This window comes from Acinetobacter sp. YH01021 (genome assembly GCF_013420255.1).
Lineage (GTDB): Bacteria > Pseudomonadota > Gammaproteobacteria > Pseudomonadales > Moraxellaceae > Acinetobacter.
Genome location: NZ_VOYO01000006.1, coordinates 1 through 19,996, shown reverse-complemented (window position 1 = coordinate 19,996; position 19,996 = coordinate 1). Strand labels below are relative to the sequence as shown.

At 42.5% G+C, this 19,996-nt stretch carries 21 protein-coding genes and 1 pseudogene; 9 read left to right on the top strand and 13 right to left on the bottom strand.

Annotated elements, in window-relative coordinates; all coding sequences use genetic code 11:
- The first annotated feature begins 42 nt into the window (after positions 1–42).
- Positions 43–1,254: a YbfB/YjiJ family MFS transporter gene (locus FTT86_RS06365; RefSeq protein WP_180086943.1), complete on the top strand. Its 1,212-nt coding sequence runs from the start codon at positions 43–45 to the stop codon at positions 1,252–1,254.
- On the opposite strand, the gene FTT86_RS06360 is transcribed toward FTT86_RS06365, so the two are convergent.
- The 3 genes from FTT86_RS06360 to icd all read right to left on the bottom strand — a co-directional run bounded on the left by FTT86_RS06360 (position 1,233) and on the right by icd (position 3,623).
- Positions 1,233–1,790, bottom strand: coding sequence for a M23 family metallopeptidase (locus FTT86_RS06360; protein WP_180086944.1), 558 nt, complete (start codon positions 1,788–1,790; stop codon positions 1,233–1,235). The two genes, FTT86_RS06365 and FTT86_RS06360, sit on opposite strands and share 22 nt — an antisense overlap.
- A 143-nt stretch (positions 1,791–1,933) precedes the next feature.
- The gene (locus FTT86_RS16085) at positions 1,934–2,065 is read right to left on the bottom strand and encodes a hypothetical protein (RefSeq protein ID WP_004645538.1); all 132 of its coding nucleotides are present in this window, start codon (positions 2,063–2,065) and stop codon (positions 1,934–1,936) included.
- Between the two features lie 301 nt (positions 2,066–2,366).
- A complete protein-coding gene (gene icd, locus FTT86_RS06355; RefSeq protein ID WP_180180853.1) occupies positions 2,367–3,623 on the bottom strand; it encodes an NADP-dependent isocitrate dehydrogenase in 1,257 nt (418 codons plus the stop codon).
- A 194-nt stretch (positions 3,624–3,817) separates the two neighbouring features.
- On the opposite strand from icd, the gene FTT86_RS06350 reads away from it, so the two are divergent.
- A complete protein-coding gene (locus FTT86_RS06350) occupies positions 3,818–4,606 on the top strand; it encodes an rRNA large subunit pseudouridine synthase E (protein ID WP_004731551.1) in 789 nt (262 codons plus the stop codon).
- 118 nt (positions 4,607–4,724) lie between these two features.
- Positions 4,725–5,120 carry a hydroxyisourate hydrolase gene (gene uraH, locus FTT86_RS06345; protein ID WP_180180852.1) on the top strand — a complete coding sequence of 132 codons (396 nt, stop codon included), beginning with the start codon at positions 4,725–4,727 and terminating at the stop codon, positions 5,118–5,120.
- A 27-nt stretch (positions 5,121–5,147) separates the two neighbouring features.
- Here the strand turns inward: uraH and FTT86_RS06340 are convergent, their stop codons facing one another.
- Positions 5,148–6,194: a DUF2971 domain-containing protein gene (locus FTT86_RS06340; protein WP_253147651.1), complete on the bottom strand. Its 1,047-nt coding sequence runs from the start codon at positions 6,192–6,194 to the stop codon at positions 5,148–5,150.
- Between the two features lie 168 nt (positions 6,195–6,362).
- Here FTT86_RS06340 and paaI point away from each other — a divergent pair, with 168 nt between their 5' ends.
- Positions 6,363–6,755, top strand: a complete 393-nt coding sequence (paaI, locus tag FTT86_RS06335) for a hydroxyphenylacetyl-CoA thioesterase PaaI (protein WP_180180850.1) — start codon at positions 6,363–6,365, stop codon at positions 6,753–6,755.
- A gap of 76 nt (positions 6,756–6,831) precedes the next feature.
- Here paaI and FTT86_RS06330 read toward each other — a convergent pair whose 3' ends face one another.
- Positions 6,832–8,535: a M61 family metallopeptidase gene (locus FTT86_RS06330; RefSeq protein ID WP_180180849.1), complete on the bottom strand. Its 1,704-nt coding sequence runs from the start codon at positions 8,533–8,535 to the stop codon at positions 6,832–6,834.
- A 175-nt stretch (positions 8,536–8,710) separates the two neighbouring features.
- Between FTT86_RS06330 and FTT86_RS06325 the strand changes: the two genes are divergently transcribed.
- The 3 genes from FTT86_RS06325 to slyD all read left to right on the top strand — a co-directional run bounded on the left by FTT86_RS06325 (position 8,711) and on the right by slyD (position 12,180).
- Positions 8,711–10,024, top strand: a complete 1,314-nt coding sequence (locus FTT86_RS06325; protein ID WP_180180848.1) for a D-alanyl-D-alanine carboxypeptidase PBP6B — start codon at positions 8,711–8,713, stop codon at positions 10,022–10,024.
- Positions 10,025–10,274: 250 nt separating this feature from the next.
- Positions 10,275–11,561: an NAD(P)/FAD-dependent oxidoreductase gene (locus FTT86_RS06320; RefSeq protein ID WP_004645547.1), complete on the top strand. Its 1,287-nt coding sequence runs from the start codon at positions 10,275–10,277 to the stop codon at positions 11,559–11,561.
- Between the two features lie 136 nt (positions 11,562–11,697).
- A complete protein-coding gene (gene slyD, locus FTT86_RS06315; RefSeq protein ID WP_004278960.1) occupies positions 11,698–12,180 on the top strand; it encodes a peptidylprolyl isomerase in 483 nt (160 codons plus the stop codon).
- Between the two features lie 166 nt (positions 12,181–12,346).
- Here the strand turns inward: slyD and FTT86_RS06310 are convergent, their stop codons facing one another.
- The 5 genes from FTT86_RS06310 to FTT86_RS06290 form a co-directional block, all read right to left on the bottom strand.
- Complete coding sequence (locus FTT86_RS06310; RefSeq protein ID WP_005263417.1) at positions 12,347–13,120, bottom strand: M48 family metallopeptidase; 774 nt, start codon at positions 13,118–13,120, stop codon at positions 12,347–12,349.
- A gap of 112 nt (positions 13,121–13,232) precedes the next feature.
- Positions 13,233–13,541, bottom strand: coding sequence for a hypothetical protein (locus FTT86_RS06305; protein WP_180180847.1), 309 nt, complete (start codon positions 13,539–13,541; stop codon positions 13,233–13,235).
- A 160-nt stretch (positions 13,542–13,701) separates the two neighbouring features.
- Entirely contained in the window at positions 13,702–15,021 is a 1,320-nt protein-coding gene (locus FTT86_RS06300; RefSeq protein ID WP_004278963.1) for an adenylosuccinate synthase, read from the bottom strand.
- Between the two features lie 70 nt (positions 15,022–15,091).
- Complete coding sequence (locus FTT86_RS06295; protein ID WP_004278964.1) at positions 15,092–16,258, bottom strand: ATP phosphoribosyltransferase regulatory subunit; 1,167 nt, start codon at positions 16,256–16,258, stop codon at positions 15,092–15,094.
- Between the two features lie 206 nt (positions 16,259–16,464).
- Entirely contained in the window at positions 16,465–16,920 is a 456-nt protein-coding gene (locus tag FTT86_RS06290) for an Lrp/AsnC family transcriptional regulator (protein WP_180180846.1), read from the bottom strand.
- Between the two features lie 147 nt (positions 16,921–17,067).
- Between FTT86_RS06290 and FTT86_RS06285 the strand changes: the two genes are divergently transcribed.
- A complete protein-coding gene (locus FTT86_RS06285; protein ID WP_180180845.1) occupies positions 17,068–17,817 on the top strand; it encodes an AzlC family ABC transporter permease in 750 nt (249 codons plus the stop codon).
- Entirely contained in the window at positions 17,814–18,113 is a 300-nt protein-coding gene (locus FTT86_RS06280) for an AzlD family protein (protein ID WP_180180844.1), read from the top strand. The genes FTT86_RS06285 and FTT86_RS06280 overlap by 4 nt, the downstream gene beginning before the upstream one ends.
- 44 nt (positions 18,114–18,157) lie before the next feature.
- Here the strand turns inward: FTT86_RS06280 and FTT86_RS06275 are convergent, their stop codons facing one another.
- The 3 genes and pseudogenes from FTT86_RS06275 to FTT86_RS06265 all read right to left on the bottom strand — a co-directional run.
- Positions 18,158–18,454 (bottom strand): hypothetical protein, encoded by a 297-nt coding sequence (locus tag FTT86_RS06275; RefSeq protein WP_180180843.1) that lies wholly within the window; start codon positions 18,452–18,454, stop codon positions 18,158–18,160.
- 192 nt (positions 18,455–18,646) lie between these two features.
- A complete protein-coding gene (locus FTT86_RS06270; RefSeq protein ID WP_180180842.1) occupies positions 18,647–19,669 on the bottom strand; it encodes a type I glyceraldehyde-3-phosphate dehydrogenase in 1,023 nt (340 codons plus the stop codon).
- 236 nt (positions 19,670–19,905) lie between these two features.
- A pseudogene (locus FTT86_RS06265) lies at positions 19,906–19,996 on the bottom strand (IS5/IS1182 family transposase); the annotation flags it as partial.

Below are 19,996 nucleotides of genomic sequence, written 5' to 3'. Positions count from 1 at the left end.
ATGTTATTTTTTGATCAAATATAAAATTCTATGAGTGCACGCATGTCCTCAAACACAATCAAGCTCAGCCTTTTTCTTTGTCTTAGTATGTGCTTGGGCATTGGCATTCTTCGTTTTTCTTATACTGCACTGTTACCTGGCACACGAGAAGCCTTTGGCTGGAGTACAGATTTTGCCAGCCTCTTGAGCAGTGCCAATTTGCTGGGTTATTTAATCGGTGCTTTTACCGCGATGCGTCTTCCTCAAGACCGCAGTATGAGTACCTATATTCAAATTTCAGCCTTTGCTGGCATGTTCAGCCTGATGTGTTGTGCGTTTTCTGGTTTTTCTGAAGCGTGGTATATCGCTTGGCGTATCATTTCAGGGATCAGCGGTGGACTGATGATGATCTTATCGCCGAGTGTGGTCGCGCAGTGTTGTGAACTTCAGGATCGTCTTAAAATCAACTTTATTGGTTTTAGTGGGATTGGACTAGGCGTTTTAATTGCGACCCTGTTTCTGCCTTATCTGGATCAAATTTCCATACAGACTGCATGGCTAATCTTATGTGGTTTTGCTTTGCTTATCTGTATCGTTTTAAGTCTACTGATTCAGAAATTTAAGCCATATTTGTCGGCACAAGCTCCTGCGGTTACCTCTCATCTATCTCTGAATAGCGTCTTTTATAGTTTACTTACAGTTTATGCTTGTAGTGCTTTCGCTTATATACCGCATTCACTCTTCTGGATTGATTATTTAAGCCAGCAGTTGGGATTGAGCTTGTTCTGGATTAATTTCAACTGGATTCTGTATGGACTAGGTAGTGCTTTAGGCGCCTTGAGTGCTTATGCACTGGCCAGAAAATGGGGTAATTTTGTTGCCCTGAAAATTCTTTATAGTCTTTATATTGTGGCTATTTTTATTGCAACCCTAGATGCCAGCCCATTGCTTACTTTTAGCTCTTCCTTTTTTACCGGGATGCTAAATCCGGCTGTGGTGTTCCTGACCTCCTATACCATTTTGCAACTGTATGGACTGGCTTATAAAAAGCTCTGGAGTATTGCCACCTTGTGTTTTGCCTCGATTCAGCTAATCGGTGGGCTCAGTTTTAGTGCGCTGCAATATTTTGGATTGAGCTATCATCAACAGTTCATACTGGCCACATTGGTTCTTTTATTAGGAACATTGCAATTGTTCTGGTGTACACGTCCTGCCAGACTCAAGCCTGAACAACAAACTCAGCCAGTGTCTACTCATGGAGAAGGAACTAAATAAGGATAAGGATTGGTTGCTCCTTGCCCACCCAGATAAATCCCATAATGTAAATGCGGTGGGGTATTTTTAGCATTGCCCGTATTACCCACATAAGCGATGACTTCACCTGCTTCGACCCAGTCGCCTTCCTGAATATCTGCTGCATAATCATCCAGATGTGCATAATAATGCTGACTCATATTGGGGCCAGTCACCCAGATAATTTTTCCACCCAGATTATTGGTGCCAATCCTACGCACAATACCTGGGGTCGCGCTAAATACTGGCGTACCACGTTTGGCAAAAATATCCGTCCCTTCGTGTTTACGACCTGCACTACGCGCTGCTCCCCAAGTATCATTAATTTGGCCAACTCTGACGCCTTCAACCGGAATCTGTAGCGGAGCTTCTAACTTGGTTCTCTGTAATTGCCAATATAGATAAGGGCTTTTCCAACCTGCTGCTTCACCTGAAGGCGGTGGCTGACAGGCAGTTAGTAAAAAACCTATAGATAACAGTAAACTTATAATCCGAAGAAATTTCACCAATATTCGCATTAAATTAAATAGATGACTTTTATCTTAATCACAACCGCCTAATTTAAAGTCACAATCCTGTTATTTTTAGTGATGATTTTATATTAGCCTTCAAATAACAAAACCCTCAAATGAGGGTTTTGTTATTTCAGGTGGATAGGAGATTATCTACGTTTTTTAGCACGAGATGGTTTCGATGGTTGTTGCTGTTGTTGCTGTTGCTGCTCTTCATTCTGAGCATTGTCCTGCTTGTCTTTTTGTTGGACCTGCTTATGTCTCGCTTTAGCTTTAGCCATGATTTACTCCTTTGGAGAAACGTCTCTATATCACTGGAAGTTCCATTCATCACTCTAACGTTTATACAAAATAAGCCAATCGCTGAGCTGTATCCAAATACGTCAATGTAATACAGTGTTTACTAAGTTATTCAGCTTAGAACGAATCATTTCTAGGCTCATTACACTTCTTACATGATCTTGCAGCCTGATACTTATTTTAACGTTTAACCTTAAACCGTTCAGCCTTTGCTTCCCAATAAAGTGATAAAAAAACCCGCCGTAATTGCGGGTTTTTTTATTCATAAATTGCATCGCAATTTCAGGCATCCATATTAGCAATGATCGCTTCACCAAACTCGGAACAACGCAGCAAGGTCGCCCCTGGCATTAAGCGCTCAAAATCGTAGGTCACCGTTTTTGCCGCAATCGCACCCGAAATCCCCTTGATGATCAGGTCGGCAGCTTCTATCCAGCCCATATCACGCAGCATCATTTCTGCTGACAGAATAATCGAACCTGGATTCACTTTATCCTGCCCGGCATATTTAGGCGCTGTACCGTGGGTTGCTTCATAAACTGCAATCGAACCGCCAATATTGGCACCCGGTGCAATCCCGATCCCGCCGACTTCCGCAGCTAGCGCATCAGAAATATAATCACCATTTAAGTTCAGTGTCGCAATTACAGAATAATCCGCCGGACGCATCAAAATTTGCTGCAAGAAGGCATCAGCAATGACATCTTTAATAATAATGTCTTTGCCTGTTCTTGGATTTTTGATTTTAACCCATGGACCACCATCTAAAAGCTCACCGCCGAAACGTTCCAATGCGACCTCATAGCCCCACTCTTTAAATGCCCCTTCGGTGTATTTCATGATATTGCCTTTGTGCACCAAGGTCACACTCGGCTTGTCATTCTCAATGGCAAATTGAATCGCTTTACGTACCAGACGCTGGCTACCTTCTTTGGAGACAGGTTTGATTCCGATTCCACAATTGTCTTCAAAGCGGATATTGGTTACACCCATTTCTTCTTTCAGGAACTTGATGACCTTTTTCGCTTCCGGAGAATCTGCCTTCCATTCAATTCCGGCATAAATATCTTCTGAATTTTCACGGAAAATTACCATGTCGGTCAGTTCCGGATTATGTACTGGCGAAGGTACCCCTTCAAACCAGCGCACCGGACGTACACAGACATATAAATCCAGTTCCTGACGTAAAGCCACATTCAAGGAACGAATACCACCACCGACTGGCGTGGTCAGTGGACCTTTAATCGATATCACATAATCGCGCAGTGCTTCGAGAGTTTCTTCAGGCATATAGGTGCCGTAAATTTTGTCAGCTTTTTCACCGCAGTAGACTTCCATCCATTCGATGGAACGCTTCCCGGCGTATGCTTTTTGCACAGCAGCATCTACCACAGTTCGCATTGTTGGTGTAATATCTGCACCAATTCCATCCCCTTCGATAAATGGGATAATTGGATTATTTGGTACGTTGAGTGACAGGTCTGCATTAACGGTAATTTTGGTACCATCCACAGGTACTACGATTTTTTGATATCCCATTATTAGTATTCTCCCGGATGCCGCTGACAAATCTAAAATAATTGCCAATTAGGCAATACTTTCAACTGTTCTTAACGCATAATATTCTAATCCAGATTTGTTGTTTTTGAGATTTATACGGGAAATAACTAAATTTCCCTTTTAAATAAACCTCTACATTTTTTAAATTAATGTAATTATAGAAGTTATTTCCTATGAAAATCGTCATTCTAAACAAACCTTATGACGTCCTCTCCCAATTCCGTGCGGATGAAAAGCACCCAACCATGGCTGATTTTGTCAACGACAAAGATTTACGTCTTGCGGGTCGTTTGGACATGGACTCAGAAGGTCTGGTTTTCCTCACCGATCACGGTGGTCTCAACCAATATATCACCAATCCTGCCAATAAAAAGTTTAAAACTTATATGGTGCAAGTGGAAGGTGATGTGACCGAAGAAGCACTTGAACAGCTTCGTAAAGGCGTTGAACTGAAAGATGGCATGACGCTTCCTGCACGTGCTGAAAAAGTGTCTGAACCGGAATGGTTGTGGGAGCGTAATCCTCCTGTACGTTTCCGTGCCTCTGTTCCGACGTCTTGGGTTGAGATTTCAATCTGTGAAGGTCGTAACCGTCAGGTTCGTCGTATGACATCTGCTGTCGGCTTCCCTACACTGCGTTTGATCCGTACCAAAATTGGTGAGATTGATTTGGTTCGTATGGGATTGCAACCGGGTGAAACCAGAGAAATTGAACCATTACTTTATCCAGACTTCCAGAATGTTCCTGCGGAAGAACCATACCGTTCACGCTCTTATGTGAAAAAGCCGGGTGGTACGGGTGGTAAGCCAATGGTTCGCAAGAACAAAGATGGTTCTGTGAAAAAGTCTGGCACCAAACGTATCTGGCAAATGGATGAAAGTGAAAAGCCGCGTCGTAAGACCAATGGCACAACTCGTCCAAATACCAAAGCACCACGTGGTCGCGGCCGCGGTCGTGGCTAAGTTTGAATAGATTCAATCAAGCTCACTTCGGTGGGCTTTTTTTATTACATAACTTAAATATTTTTTTATTTTTCAATCTATTAGAATTAATTAAAGTATTCATTTTAATGTGAGTCTCATGAAAAAAATAATTTTCGCTTTAGCTGCGACTTCCCTTTCAACTTTTGGCTTTGCCAATCCGCTGAGTGTGCATGTACTTAATCAGGAAACCGGCCTACCCTCTGCTAATGTCACGGTCACCCTAGAAGCTCAGCAAGGTGAGAAATGGGTAAAGCTCAATGAAGCCAAGACAGACAGTAATGGTCGTATTAAAGAATTTTATCCTAAAGACACCGCGTTACAAAAAGGCGTTTATAAAGTAACGTTTAAAACGGGTGATTGGTTTAAGGCCAATAATCAACGGACGTTCTTCCCTGAAGTACCGGTGGTTTTTGTGATTGATGGTGCTTTAGAGCACTACCATATTCCACTGCTATTAAGTTCTTATGGGTATTCGACGTATCGGGGGAATTAAAATGTAGGACATGTTGTCACCAAATTTTTAACCCATATTCAAAAGGCTATATTTTTCATTGACTTCATCCAAAGTGAAATATCTTTTAATTTGGCGTAAATTATTCTTTTCATAAAAAAATCCTGCGAAGATAACAGGCTGATTTTTCTTAATCGATTCTTCCTTCGAGATATGGATACTATTTAGCTCATAAAAATATGGTTCTTTACTAATGATTTCTGCAACCTTATCAAAATAACCTCTTTCAACCCCTCGACCATAGTCATTATAGTCAATCAAATTCTTTGGAATTAGATGAACTTTGTCTTTGTATTTTTGAGAATTTTGATAAATATCTGCTATCTCATAACAATCAAACTCATAACTATCCTCTTTTAATTTCATTTGATAATATTTAATACCTCTTCCTTTCAATACTTCCATAACTTGCTGTTGGCATACTTTTGCATAAGAATCAGGCAATTTGTTATTGTTTTTTACGAGATCAATTTTTGATTTAGGCATCCTCATTCCGAAGTAGATTGCTTTCACTGCCCTATAATCATAGTTAAATCTACCAAAAGGTTCGATACAAATCCTGTACTCTTCTTCGTGTCGCCATTTTATAGATTTAGTCCCTGTTGTAACTCGCAATAATTTTTCCACAGCTGTCGCTCCATTTTTGAATACATGATCAAACTTCAATTCTGGTCTTTGTTCAGCATAATCAATCTCAAACGCAGCACTTATAGATCTCAGTTCATCAAGCTTTTCAAAATCATATTCAATACAGAATCCTGTATGTGAATCGGCATAATATGCCCAAAGCAATTCGTCCTTTTGAATTCGACTTAGAGAGTAAATCCCGACCTCCTTCCTAACTTTTTGACATAGTTGATCAAATTCTTTCCTAATATCAGAAGTCGAAAAACTAAATATATTATGAAACAGCTCAAATACTTTATGAATGTCTTTTTCACTGAATAGATTCTCAGATGGATCATTCAGCTGTGTCGAATGTGGAGCATAAAAATAATTGTTCTGTAAAGCTTCCAAATCACGTTTTGAACCATATCTATATTTATATAATTTCATTTTATCCAATAAAAAACCCATACCTGAATATTGGTTTTACCTACTTTTTCTTATGTGTGCAAACAAGATTTCTGACTCTGCCCTCTTGTCATTCTGCCTACCCAATGCTATTTATGATTCATATAATTTATATTTTAAAATAAAACGTATCTAAAAAGGAGTTTTGCAATGGATCAGCAAGTCAGCCAGATGTTTAATCAGGACCGGTTAATTCAGCATCTTGGTGCTCATCTGGTTTCTTATAACCACAATTATGCAAAGATCGAATTAAAGATAACTGAACAGCATTTACAGGGTCATCAGACCTGTAACGGTGCCGTGATTTTCGCACTGGCAGATGCAGCTTTTGCAATTGCCTGCAATACCGGTGAACATCCGGCAGTTGGTCAACATTGCGGTATTCATTATTTAAAACCGGGCTTGCTTGGCGACACACTGACTGCTGTAGCTGAACACAAAGCCAGCAGTGGCCGTAGTGGCATTTATGATATTCAGGTGATGAATCAACATAATCAAATTGTGGCAGAATTCCGTGGCACATCACGACTGATCATTAAATAATTTTTTCTCAAAATTTAATGCAATAAAAAACCGGTGACTATGCACCGGTTTTTTTAAATGACGAACAAGTGAAGCTTTAAGCTTTAAGCCATTTCTCGACTTTAGCCGGATCTTCCACTTTCAGTTCAACTTCGGTCAGTTCAGAACCCGCAGCTTGAACCTCGAAGATCATCAACTCATCACGACGGAATGCATACACTGTAAAAGTACCTTGCTGTTTTGCATAGCTTTCAACAAGCTTAGTCGTTGCCTTTAAACCATCAATTGCAATAATGACATCATTGGCAGAAAGGCCAGCGAGCACAGCAGCACCCTCACGACGCGCAGATTGAACTATCACACCTTCCGGCTTATCTGCCAGTTTTAAACCGAATGGCAAAGACTTGTCATTTTTCAGGCTATAAGCCATACCAAACTCAGGGAAAAGCTGATCCAATGGTAATTCGTCTGTGGTATTGATCAAGTGATTGATCTGTTCTGACCAATCATCTCCTGTCAGTTCTTTACACAATTCAAAGATTGTCCGCTCATGCACCTGAACACCCTTCTGGGCATTTTCATACAAACGGCGCATCACGGCATCCAGACTTGAACCGCGTAAACGCAAACCTAAGTCTAAGCACAAAGCAACTAAACAGCCTTTGTTGTAATAGCTGGTACCCGCATTATTCGAGTTTTCATCCTGACGGTAGAATTTCACCCAGGCATCAAAACTGGATTCAGACACTGACTGAATCGCACGCCCCGGATTTTGCAAATAACGGTCAATCTGTGCTTTTAACAAAGCAATATACGATTCCTGATTAATCACGCCACTGCGCAGCAAAATCAAATCATCGTAATAAGAGGTAAAACCTTCAAAGATCCATAACAGAGAGGTATAGCCTTCTCTGTTTAAATCATAATTGACGAAGTTTTCAGGACGAATAAACTTCACCAACCAGGAATGGAAATATTCATGACTACATAAGCCCAAGAAACGCTGATAATCCTTCGACGGTTCTTCAGGTTCGTTGGCCTTAGGCAAGTCATCACGCGGTGAAATCAAGCTGGTAGAATTTGGATGCTCCAGACCGCCATAGCTATTACCGGTTGCCATGGTCATAAAAGTATAGTCTGTAAACGGCGCTGAACCAAACATTGAAATTTCTGTAGCACAGATTTTTTCAATGTCCTGCTGCATACGCGCCGCATTCATCGCGTGTTTGCCTGACACCACAAACTCATGCGGAATACCATTTGCTTCAAAACTGAAACGGGTTTGTTCTGCTAGCTCAAATGGCGCATCAATCAGTTCGGCATAGTTTTTAGCTTTCAGCGTGAAACGGCCTCTGACCAGACTTTTGGCTTTCATGCCGCTTGCCAGCTGAAAATGCTTTAATTCATCTGGCAGGAAGATTTCCAGTTCAATTTCTTTATTTTCCTGACCTTCCAGCCCTAAACATGCACAAGCCGGGTTCACGTAGAGACGATTTTGATCCACATATGCACCACGAACGGACAGGTCATAGGCATAGACATCATATTCCACTGTAATCAGTTCATGATCAGTATTGAACAAACGCCATTTGTTCTTTTCAAATTTCTGGATCTGTAACTGGCGCCCATCCTCATCATAAGCTTTGACCGCTTCAATGTGCTTGGAAAATTCTCGAATCAGATAGCTTCCCGGAATCCAGGTCGGTAATGACAGGACTTGGGTAGGGTCCGCAAGAAAACGAACAGTCACGTGAATAAGATGCTGACGATAATCGTCAAATTCAATTTGATAATGCAACATAATGAACGATATAAAATTAAAATAAATGAGATATAGCTTAGCTTAGCATTTTTTAAGCCAGTATGGTTTAGCTGTCTTATTTGTCTACATTTACGACTAGCTATCTGTATAAAAAAGGCATAGCATGCGTGAAAATTAAATCGTTCAACACCCGCCGGGTTATCAAGGAACACCATTGAAATACATCATCTCACTGATTGCGGTTTTCAGTTTATTTATTTCTGCATTTTCACATGCTGCCCTACTCAATATTGTGCCTGAAAGCGTTGAAGCTGAAGCCTGGACCATTCTGGATTCACAGTCTGGTCAAGTCATTGCAGAGCACAATGCCGACGTTCAGCGTGCTCCGGCTTCGCTGACCAAAATGATGGTGGCTTATATTGCCTTAAAGGAAATTGAGGCCGGAAAATTAGATAAAAATGAAGTTTTAACCGCGACCTCTGTGGTGAAAACTGTGATGTGGGATGAGTCACAAATGTACCTGAAAGAAGGTGATCAGATTTCAGTCGATCAGCTTCTGGCGGGCTTAATTATCATGTCTGCTAATGATGCCGCAGTCACGCTGGCTGAGAAAATTTCGGGTGGTATTCCGCAGTTTATTGAACGTATGAATCAGGAAGCCAAAGCGCTGGGCATGCAGCATACCAATTTCCAGAATCCGGCCGGTATTACCATGCCTGAGCATTATTCGACTGCCGCCGATTTGGCCAGACTGTCTATGGCGGTGGTGAATGAAACCCCGGATTATCTGTATTATTCCAAACAGCCAAGCTTTACTTATAACCAGCATTTTCATCGTGCGACCAACCGTGTGCTTCAGGTCGATCCTACAGTAGATGGTTTAAAAACCGGTTTTACCCGTGCAGCGGGCTATAATCTGGCACTAACCGCCAATCGCGTCACCGCAGATTTTGAAATGCCAAATCGCCGTCTGATTGTGGTGGTGCTGGGTACTAAAAGTGCAGCAAAACGCGCTGAAGTATCACATAAGCTGATGAATCTGGCTTATACCTATACCCGCAATGAAGTAGCGATCAAAGATCAACAGCTACTGGCTGAATTGCCTGTGATCAAATCCACCTTAAAAATGTTTAAGGTGCAAACCAAGCAACCGCAGATCATTACCACTTCTTTATATGATCAGGGCTACAGTATTGACCTGAACCAGTTTGATCAAACCCAACAGCGTGTCATGCTGAATACAGGTGATGGCGTTTTAAAAAGTATCGAGCCTTTACAGGAAACGCAAACTCATATCAATGTTGAAGTGAAAGCATCTGAACTGATTGCACCTTTGGCGACCATGATGCCTTTGGCGACTATTCAGGTTTATCAGAATAATCAGTTGATTCGTACCATTCAGATTGAGGATCATGTCGAAATTGAAGAAGCCAACCTGTTTCAGAAATTCTTTACTTGGCTACAAGGCTTATTCGGTTTGTTTTCAGACAATACGCCAAGCGTAAAGCTTTATCCTTTAGATAGATAATAGCCCTACATCTCAAGTTACTTTTCTTTAAGCTAGAAGATCTACTCGCTGATCTTCTGGCAGATTCCCTTTATCAATCTCGCTCTCCCCTTGCTTCCTCAAAGCAGCGATACTTACCTGCTCTCACAGAATTGCTACGTTTTGTAATTTGTATAACAATTTTAATCAAGACGCGTTTTAGTGCATGCCATAGTATATTTTCTCTCTATTTCTCTTATTTTTATTAAAAAAATAAACAGGTTAATCATATATGACAGCACATAAAATCGTGATTGTGGGTGGTGGTGCCGGTGGTCTGGAACTGGCGACTCAGCTGGGTGAGAGCTTGGGTAAAAGCGGCAAAGCGCAGATTGTTTTAGTCGATCAAAAACTGACGCATATCTGGAAACCGCTGCTGCATGAAGTTGCCGCAGGCACCTTAAATCCACATGAAGAAGAAACTAATTATTTTGCCCATTCAGCCGCACATCATTATGAATTTGTCTTGGGGACATTTACCGGTCTGGATCGTGAAGCGAAACAGATTGTGGTAGAAACAGAATATTTCTCCAAAAAAGCCCAAGCCAAGAAGAACCAGCGCATCGACTATGACACCCTGGTACTGGCCTTGGGTTCTACCTCGAATGACTTTAATACCGAAGGCGTCAAACAGTTCTGTCATTTTCTCGACAGCCGTCCACAAGCTGATATCTTTCAGCAGGATCTGTTGCATCTCTATTTGAATGCTCAACATGAAGCTTCGAGCCGTGAACTGAATATCGCGATTATTGGCGCCGGTGCGACTGGAGTAGAATTGGCTGCCGAGTTGGTGGAGGCCAAACACAATTTCTTTAAATATGGCTTAAACAAGGTCGATCCAAATAAAGTCAAAATTACCTTAATTGAAGCGGCGGATCGTATTTTGACTGCGCTCTCGCCGAAAGTTGCTGAACATACCATGCAACAGCTGGAAAAATTCGGTATTGAAGTCCTTACCAGTCATCGTGTGGCCAAGGTAGATGAAGACAAAATTTATTTTGCAGATGGCTCAAGTCTGGATGCCGAGATTAAAGTCTGGGCCGCAGGTATCAAAGCACCTGAAGTCTTGGCACAACTGCAAGATATGGAAAAGGACAATATTCACCGCTTGAAAGTCTTCTCCACCCTGCAAACCAAATCTGATCCAGACATTTTTGCTTTTGGTGATTGTGCTCACTGCCAGCCTGCTGCAGATGAACCGGTCTTGGGTCCACGCGCACAAGTGGCTAGCCAACAGGCCAATTTCCTGGCCAATGCCTTGAAAGCACGTGTCAATGAAGAAAGTTATTTACCGATGTTTAAATTTTCTGACAAAGGTTCACTGATTTCCTTAAGTCAGAATAAAGCCGTCGGCGAGTTGCTCGGTCAGGTCAATGTGCAAGGCTTTGTTGCCAAATCGATGTATGTTTCTTTATATCGAATTCATCAGGCGACCATTCATGGTTATGCGCATGCTGGCATTCTCACCGCAAAAGATTTTGTTACACGAAAAATTTCTCCAAAGCTGAAATTGCATTGAAATTCCAGAATTTGGCCCAATCAATGAAAAAATCGTCAACAAAATTGTCAAATTGCGTTTTTTTGCTAATTTTAGTCTACAAAAATGCAATTTCACTTTATGATGTACCCTTAAAAAATTGAATGGATCAATTAACATGACTGCTATTGCAAATAACCTCGTGGTTTCTTTCCACTACACATTGACTAACGCAGAGGGTGAAACTCTCGACCAATCTCAAGGTGAACCACTTGCCTATTTGCACGGTGCAGGTAACATCATCCCAGGTTTAGAAAATGCGTTAGAAGGCAAAACTGTAGGTGAAAAATTCACTGTAAATGTTCCTGCTGCTGAAGGTTATGGCGAATACAACCCTGACCTAGTTCAAGAAGTTCCTGCGCAAATGTTCCAAGGCGTAGACAACATTCAGGCAGGCATGCAGTTCCAAGCTCAAACTGATGACGGCGTGCAAATCGTAACTGTTAAAGCAGTTGAAGGCGACAATGTTGTTGTTGATGCTAACTTCCCACTTGCTGGTCAAGACCTGACTTTCGAAGTTGAAATTGTATCTGTTCGTGAAGCTTCTCAAGAAGAATTAGATCACGGCCACGTACACGGTGTAGGCGGTCACCAGCACTAAGATCTTCTGATCTTGAGTGAAAAAAGGCAAAGTCAGACTTTGCCTTTTTTATTGCCTGAAAATAGCCCGCAGAATATTAACCATCCAATTAGCTATAAAAAAAGCAGAGCTATTGCCCTGCCTTTCCAATCCGATCAAGATCCCCTTTTACAGGATGATCACTAGATTATTTGTTTTGGTTATAAATCTGCATGGCTGCTGGCAACTGTTGACGCATTTGTCCAATACGCTGGCTATTCGATGGATGCGTAGACAGGAAGGTTGCACCACTGCTGCCACCGAGTTTGTTCATTTTTTCCCACAAGGTAATGGCTGCATTCGGGTTATAACCTGCGCGTGCCATCAGCATTAAACCGCCTTGGTCAGCACGACTTTCCAGATTACGCGAGTATGGCAAGCCAATCCCGATCTGACTACCCAATTGTGCGGCTGCAGCACCACCTTGACCCACACCTGCTGCATTTAAGCCAATACCCAAGGCCAGATCAGTCAGGGCCTGAGCACCGATTTTCTGCTTAGAATGCTCTTCTAAAGCATGCACCATTTCATGACCCATAATCGCTGCAATTTCAGCATCGGTCAGATTCAGTTTATTCACGATACCCGTATAGAATACAACCTTACCACCTGGCGCAACAAAGGCGTTAACCTGGTCAGATTTGAGCACAGCCAATTGCCACTGGAATGCCGTACCGGTTTGATTCATCTGGTTAGCAACCGGTTTCAAACGGTTAAATACATTATTAATCCGTTTATAGGTCGCTGAACTGGTATCCAATTGACCTTTGTTCTTCGCATCATTGACCATGGCATTATAGCTTTGGCTCGCAGATGCATTTAAGGTCGCAGTATCTGCCCCTGCCATATCGGCAATGGTGGTACAACCTGATAATGTGACGACTGTAGCAGCCGCCATACTCAATAAAAGTTTATTCTTCATTATAATTTACTCCACCTTGGCTTAAGGGCAATTTACATTGTAAAAATTATAAGTGAAAGCGTTCAGCAGCTAAACGCTTAATTCATTCATCTTCTTATAAATTATGTAATTTTTAAGCCAAATACTGTATCGCCAACCAATAAATCAGACAAATAATATTGAGGCCTAAGTAAACCTGACTGAGCGGTTTGATTTTCTGTTCAAGCACTTCGTCTTTACGTTTGAAATATAAAAAAGCATTTTGCAATAAAATAATAGGCACTAATACACAGGCGATAATGACACTCAGACCAATCAGCGCCGCATAAATCACTTCGGGATTTTGGGTTTGCGCACGAATAATCATCATAGCCATTGTTGGCGCCCCGCCCATCGCGAATAACAATGAATAAAACATGGTCGCCGATATATTTTTTTGCATCCTGCAGCTCATTTTTCTTTCTTTATATACCGCTATGTTAAAGCACATCACGCTACATTACCGATGCAACTTTAGTCTTGAAATAGCTGCATAAATTCAGGATATAAAAAAACCCATCCGGAAATGGGTTTTTATCATTCAAGCTTTAATCAAATGAAGATTAAGCATCAAACGGGTGGCGAAGAACAATGGTTTCTTCACGGTCTGGACCCGTTGAAATGATGTCGATAGGACATTCAATCAACTGCTCAAGACGTTTTACATAGTTCAATGCAGCTTCTGGCAACTGATCCAGTGATTTCGCACCGAAAGTTGACTCAGACCAGCCTGGCATAGTTTCGTAAATCGGTTTTAAAGTTTCGAATGCAAGCGCATCAGAAGAACCGACACAACCAGAATCTGCAGCTTCATAACCCACACAGATTTTCACTTCTTCCAAACCGTCAAGAACGTCAAGTTTAGTCAGGCAAATACCAGAAAGTGAGTTTACGTCAACTGAACGGCGTAGGATTTCAGCATCGAACCAGCCACAACGACGTTGACGGCCAGTAGAGGCACCAAATTCATTACCAATCGTACCGAGGTGTTTACCAATCGCATCACCCGTGTCATTTGCAGCGTCATACACCAACTCAGTTGGGAATGGACCTGCACCTACACGCGTTGTGTACGCTTTAGTAATACCCAGTACATAGTCAAGGTGCAAAGGACCCAGACCTGAACCAGAGCTTACGCCACCAGCAGTGGTATTCGAAGAAGTCACATACGGATATGTACCGTGGTCAACGTCAAGAAGTGAACCTTGCGCGCCTTCGAACATGATATTGTCACCGTTTTTACGGTAGTTATGCAATTCCGTGGTCACATCCACAACCAGTGGCGCAACAACCTTACGCCATTCGTCGCAAAGTGCCAGCACGTCTTCCAGTTTAACCGCTTCAACACCGTAGTATTCAGTCAGCTGGAAGTTATGGTAGTCCAGAAGTTCAGTTAACTGAGCAGTCAGATGTTCACCACCACGCACCAGGTCAGCAACACGTACTGCGCGACGCGCTACTTTGTCTTCGTATGCAGGACCGATACCACGACCTGTCGTACCAATCTTCGCATTACCACGTTTTTTCTCACGCGCCTGATCAAGTGCGATGTGGTTCGGAAGGATCAATGGACAGTTTGGAGAAATGCGTAAACGTTCTTTAACAGGAACGCCTTCTTTTTCAAGAATGTCCATCTCTTTGATGAGCGCTTCAGGAGAAAGAACAACACCGTTACCAATTAAGCACAATACGTTTTCACGTAAAATACCTGATGGAATGAGGTGTAAGACAGTTTTCTTACCACCAACCACAAGAGTGTGACCTGCGTTATGTCCGCCTTGATAACGAACTACCGCTGCCGCTTGATCTGTGAGCAGGTCGACGATTTTACCTTTACCTTCGTCGCCCCATTGGGTACCAAGTACCACAACATTCTTGCCCATAATAGCCTCATTACATCATGCTGTTAAAGTTGAAAGCCCCGCTCAGCGACATGAACACTGAGCCAAGCAGTTAAATCGTTTTGACTGTCCACTCACCATTCGCATTCACCAGCTGGTGCGTCGCATATGGAATCGAGTTTAAATCATCATTACCCAGTAACTGAATTACACTTAAGCCTTGTGCACGAATGTTCTGAATCGCATTCAGAAGTTCTGCATCAGTGCCTTTAGGTGCAACCACGACCTGTACCGCATCAAACTGACCTGCGCTTAAAGCATATAAGTCACAAGAGAAACCGGTTGCCGGACGCGCGCGGCCAAAATGCTCACCAATGCCATCATAACGGCCACCTTGTGCCAGTGCAGCTGCACGGTTCGGTGCATAGACTGCATACATCAGGCCAGTATGATAATGGTATGAACGTAATTCAACCACATCAATCCCAATACTCAAGTTTGGCCAACGGGTTTGAACTTCGTCTTTGGTCGTTTGCAAGACATTAAAAGCCTGAGTGAATGCTGGATTTGCCAACACTTCAGCACTTAAATGCGCTTGTAATGCATCCAGGTCGCTGGCATAGCGTCCAAGTGCATAGAAATCTTGACCAAATTTCAGGTCTGCCGTGAATTCTTCTAATTCTGGCAAAGCCTTGCGTTGGTATAAATCAGATAATTGCTGTTCAGCGACTTTGTTCAAGCCTGCTTGAGCCACCAGACTGCGGAATAAACCGACATGACCTAAGTCCAGATGGATACCATCTGCCAGACCTGTCTCCTGAATCAGACTGATCATCAAGTCGACCATTTCTACATCGGCATCGATGCTGTCTGAACCAAATAGCTCCGCACCTAACTGTAGTGGCGCGCGCGAGGTATTAAAACCGCGAGGCTTGGTATGCAGAACGGTTCCTGCATAGCAGTAACGTGCCACACCTTCCACTGGATGTACATGCGCATCAATACGAGCCACTTGTGGTGTCATATCGGCACGCACACCAAGCAAACGACCAGAAAGCTGATCGATTACTTTAAAAGTGGCTAAGTCTAAATCTTGATTCGATTCTGAGAGAGAAGATAGAGATTCGATGTATTCAATGAATGGCGTGTACACCAGCTGATAACCTCGAGATGCAAGGAAATCCAGTGATTTACGGCGCAGACTTTCAATAACTTGCGCTTGTTCTGGTAATACATCAGCTACACCATCAGGTAATAACCATGTCTCTGAAATGGGCATGTTGTAAACCTAAATTCTTGTCAGCGCGGAACGAATCCGCATAAAAAAATCGGGAGCACACCCGATTTCTCCTAGTCTAGCACGATAGTTTTGGCTGTGCATCGCAAATTTTATAATTTTCGCTACCTGATGAAATCAACAACAATAGTGTCAACTATCAGCGTTTTAATGCACATTCAAAACAAATAGCATGAAAAAATCCGGTATTAAACCAAAGGCAATGCAGTCGTGCTTTTAACCGTTTGCAATGGAATTTCAGTTTTTACGCTTTGAATGCAGGGAATTTGGGTTAAATGATGAATCTGAAATTTACGATAGGCATCCAGATCAGCCACCACAATTCTTAAAAAGAAATCACAATCGCCCGCCATTAGCTGGCATTCAACCACTTCTGGCATTTCCTTGATAGCTTCGACAAATTGGTCGACCACGGCAGCTTCTTGAGACTTGAGCCAGACACGTGCAAACACACTCATCGCCAAATTGACCTTTTGCGGATTCAGCAGCGCGACATATTGCTCAATCACACCATCATCTTCCAGCTGTTTCACCCGTCTTAAACAGGGTGACGGTGACAAGCCAATTAATTGAGCCAGTTCATTATTTTGTAGTTTTCCATTCTTTTGCAGCTCATGCAAAATGCGGTTATCTATTTGATCCATATTTATACTTTGGTATTTAAAACCCTTTAAATTTAATTTAGCGCAATTTAATTTCAAATAAAACTCAAATATCTTTCATTACAATAGCAAATAGCCTGAATATCGCCATAAAATATGGTTTAGCTTTGCAGTACCCAGGTCATTTCCATGCTTTTGTTTAGACAAAGCACCGCAGCGGTGGTTGTTCCTACCGATTTCAGCGAATTTCAACGTGGCATGAAAGATTCTATCCCCATGCTTTTAGGGATTATTCCCTTTGCGCTGGTGTTGGGTGCGACGGCGGTACAGAAGAATTTCAGCTTGCTCGAAGTGCCGTTACTGACAGGTCTGAACTTTGCCGGTGGTTCTGAGTTTGCCATTCTGGAAGTCTGGAGCAGTCCGCCAAATTTACTCATGCTGATGTTCATTACCTTTCTGGTAAATAGCCGGCATCTGTTGATGGGTGCCAGTTTGGTGCCATATTTAAAGCATCTCCCGAATCGTAAAGTTTTTCCGGCGCTATTTTTTATGGTCGATGAAAGCTGGGCGCTCGGTCTGGCTGATGCACGAAGGAAACAGGCGCAACTGGGTTATCGTGCTGCGTTTAGCATGCCTTATTATGCTGGCCTATGTTTTTGCCTGTACTTGATGTGGGTCGGATTTACCACACTCGGCGCCATGCTTGGACCTGTATTAGGCGACATCAACCGCTTTGGTTTCGATATGGCCTTTCCTGCTGTATTTCTGGTGTTACTGAGAAGTATGTGGAAAGGTTTTGAGGCTGCCCGGCCATGGCTGGTCAGTTTAGTCTGTGCGGCTTTGGCTTATTCATATTTACCTGCGGGCTGGTATGTGCCGATTGGCGCCTTGTCTGGAATCGCTTCGGCATTTTTCTTAATTCAAGAGGATCAAACATGATCCAGATGAATACCTTGGTGGCCATTATTCTGATTGCTGCGACCACTTATTTAACCCGGATCTTGGGCTATGTCTTATTAAAAAATAAAACGCTGACACAGCGCCAGCGAAAAATCCTGGAAGTAGTTCCCGGCTGCGTGCTGATTTCAGTAATTGCACCCTATTTTGTACGCGACAATCCTGCAGACCTGATCGCCTTGGCTTTAACGCTATTTGCCGCTACGCGTTTTGGATTATTGCCTACAGTCGCCATCAGTATGGTTTCTGCCGCAGTTTTAAGAATTTTAATCGTCTAATGCTCAAACAAAACCCCTTTAAATGATTTCTAAAGGGGTTTTGTTTATTTCTGTGGGTCGACCACTTTGGTCAGCAAACTGACCAGCTCGGCATTTTGCAATTCGACCTGCTGAAGTTTGGCTGTGGTCTGATCCAGCACTTCCTGCTGCACATGCATTTTTTTGGCTAGATCCTGCATGATTTCCAAAGTCTTTTTTAAATTTTCTTCCAGATGCACGATTTTTTCTTCGACTGGCACGCCTTCCACGCTACGTGACTCATCACTCTGATTAAACTGCAGCCAGATCAGAAAAATCACCGCCAAAGTCAGCAGTATAATAAATCCCCAAACCACCATCATGTACTTGCTCTTATTTCATTTTATTGTCTTTATCTTAACGAAAAATGCTGCAGATAACGTAAATAATTCAGCCTCACTTCCTGATTTTCGATCAATTACGGGCGAATTCTCTTAAAACATGGCTTGCAGAATATTTACAGGCAAGAAAAAAGCACCGTATCTCGGTGCTTTTGAGGTTTAGATAACCCGAACTTAATGAAATGATTCACATAAATCCAGCAGACGGTTGGCATAGCCCCACTCGTTATCGTACCAGGCAAAGACTTTGGCTTGATGCCCAACGACTAGAGTCTGGGTCAGATCGACAATCAATGAATATGGGGAATGATTAAAATCACTCGATACCAAGGGCTCATCCGTTACCGACATAATTTCTGCAAAATCCTGCTGGGCAGCCTTGATCAGCACTTCATTCAACTTGTGATCGGTAATCGGTGACTGGGAGACAAAAGTCAAATCAATCGCGGCCACATTAATGGTCGGCACCCGAATTGAATAACCATCAATACGATCTTCCATTTTTGGCATGACACGCTTTAAGGCACCGAGTGCGCTCGAAGTCGTAGGAATGATGTTATGGCCTGAAGCACGTGCACGACGCAAATCACGATGCGCATGATCCAGTACCGACTGATCCGCCGTTACAGCATGGATTTCAGTCATCAGGGCGCTAGTGATGCCAAAAGCATCATCGACAATTTTGACCAGTGGCACCAAAGCCTGTGTAGTACAAGAAACACTGGAAATGATCTGGTCCGATGCTTTGACTTCATGATGATTGACACCATAGACAATCGCGGCATCGACCGTATCAAAAGGTGCTGCGCCGATAATCACACGTTTCGCCCCTGCTCCAATATGCTGGGTCGCGGCTTCACGAGAACGGAACAGTCCAGTACATTCAAGCACTACATCTACCGCCAAGTTTTGCCAAGGCAACTTAGCCGGCTGCGACTCACACAAAACCTGTACTTTTAATGCAGCATCTTGATAGCTGATATGCATATAGATATGTTCAGTATCATAGCTGAGATCCACCTGCCCCGGAAAACGGCCATGGGTCGAGTCATATTTAAACAGGTGAATCAGGGTTTCAACATCGGCAATATCGTTAATGGCAACGATTTCAAAATTAAAATCTTTCGGGTTTTCAAACCATGCACGCAGTACATTCCGTCCAATACGCCCAAATCCATTGATTGCCACTCGTTGCATGACTCGACCTTTTATATGCCTATTTTAAAACTCTTCTATGTTAAAGGATTTCTGGCGCCGTACATTAAAAAACTTCAGTGAAAATACTGATTTTCGATTATTTTATTTCTGATCCATCTGTCTGTATTTGGATCATTTAAAATTCCGTTTATTTTTTAAAGAGATGGATATCCACGAATTCTACTGTGGGAAAATTCAATTTAGGGTCTGTTGACATTTACTGTTCATAATTAACCCTATAAAGGTAGCCATAAAAATATACAGGCTAAAGCAACAGAACTTTGATAATTTCTTTTGAGCTTGTCATATCGAGTAGCTATTCCTCTA

Coding starts and splice junctions, on each gene's coding strand:
- FTT86_RS06365 (WP_180086943.1), top strand. CDS start 43: ATGTCCTCAAACACAATCAAGCTCAGCCTTTTTCTTTGTCTTAGTATG.
- FTT86_RS06360 (WP_180086944.1), bottom strand. CDS start 1,790: ATGCGAATATTGGTGAAATTTCTTCGGATTATAAGTTTACTGTTATCT.
- FTT86_RS16085 (WP_004645538.1), bottom strand. CDS start 2,065: ATGGCTAAAGCTAAAGCGAGACATAAGCAGGTCCAACAAAAAGACAAG.
- icd (WP_180180853.1), bottom strand. CDS start 3,623: ATGGGATATCAAAAAATCGTAGTACCTGTGGATGGTACCAAAATTACC.
- FTT86_RS06350 (WP_004731551.1), top strand. CDS start 3,818: ATGAAAATCGTCATTCTAAACAAACCTTATGACGTCCTCTCCCAATTC.
- uraH (WP_180180852.1), top strand. CDS start 4,725: ATGAAAAAAATAATTTTCGCTTTAGCTGCGACTTCCCTTTCAACTTTT.
- FTT86_RS06340 (WP_253147651.1), bottom strand. CDS start 6,194: ATGAAATTATATAAATATAGATATGGTTCAAAACGTGATTTGGAAGCT.
- paaI (WP_180180850.1), top strand. CDS start 6,363: ATGGATCAGCAAGTCAGCCAGATGTTTAATCAGGACCGGTTAATTCAG.
- FTT86_RS06330 (WP_180180849.1), bottom strand. CDS start 8,535: ATGTTGCATTATCAAATTGAATTTGACGATTATCGTCAGCATCTTATT.
- FTT86_RS06320 (WP_004645547.1), top strand. CDS start 10,275: ATGACAGCACATAAAATCGTGATTGTGGGTGGTGGTGCCGGTGGTCTG.
- slyD (WP_004278960.1), top strand. CDS start 11,698: ATGACTGCTATTGCAAATAACCTCGTGGTTTCTTTCCACTACACATTG.
- FTT86_RS06310 (WP_005263417.1), bottom strand. CDS start 13,120: ATGAAGAATAAACTTTTATTGAGTATGGCGGCTGCTACAGTCGTCACA.
- FTT86_RS06305 (WP_180180847.1), bottom strand. CDS start 13,541: ATGCAAAAAAATATATCGGCGACCATGTTTTATTCATTGTTATTCGCG.
- FTT86_RS06300 (WP_004278963.1), bottom strand. CDS start 15,021: ATGGGCAAGAATGTTGTGGTACTTGGTACCCAATGGGGCGACGAAGGT.
- FTT86_RS06295 (WP_004278964.1), bottom strand. CDS start 16,258: ATGCCCATTTCAGAGACATGGTTATTACCTGATGGTGTAGCTGATGTA.
- FTT86_RS06290 (WP_180180846.1), bottom strand. CDS start 16,920: ATGGATCAAATAGATAACCGCATTTTGCATGAGCTGCAAAAGAATGGA.
- FTT86_RS06285 (WP_180180845.1), top strand. CDS start 17,068: ATGCTTTTGTTTAGACAAAGCACCGCAGCGGTGGTTGTTCCTACCGAT.
- FTT86_RS06280 (WP_180180844.1), top strand. CDS start 17,814: ATGATCCAGATGAATACCTTGGTGGCCATTATTCTGATTGCTGCGACC.
- FTT86_RS06275 (WP_180180843.1), bottom strand. CDS start 18,454: ATGATGGTGGTTTGGGGATTTATTATACTGCTGACTTTGGCGGTGATT.
- FTT86_RS06270 (WP_180180842.1), bottom strand. CDS start 19,669: ATGCAACGAGTGGCAATCAATGGATTTGGGCGTATTGGACGGAATGTA.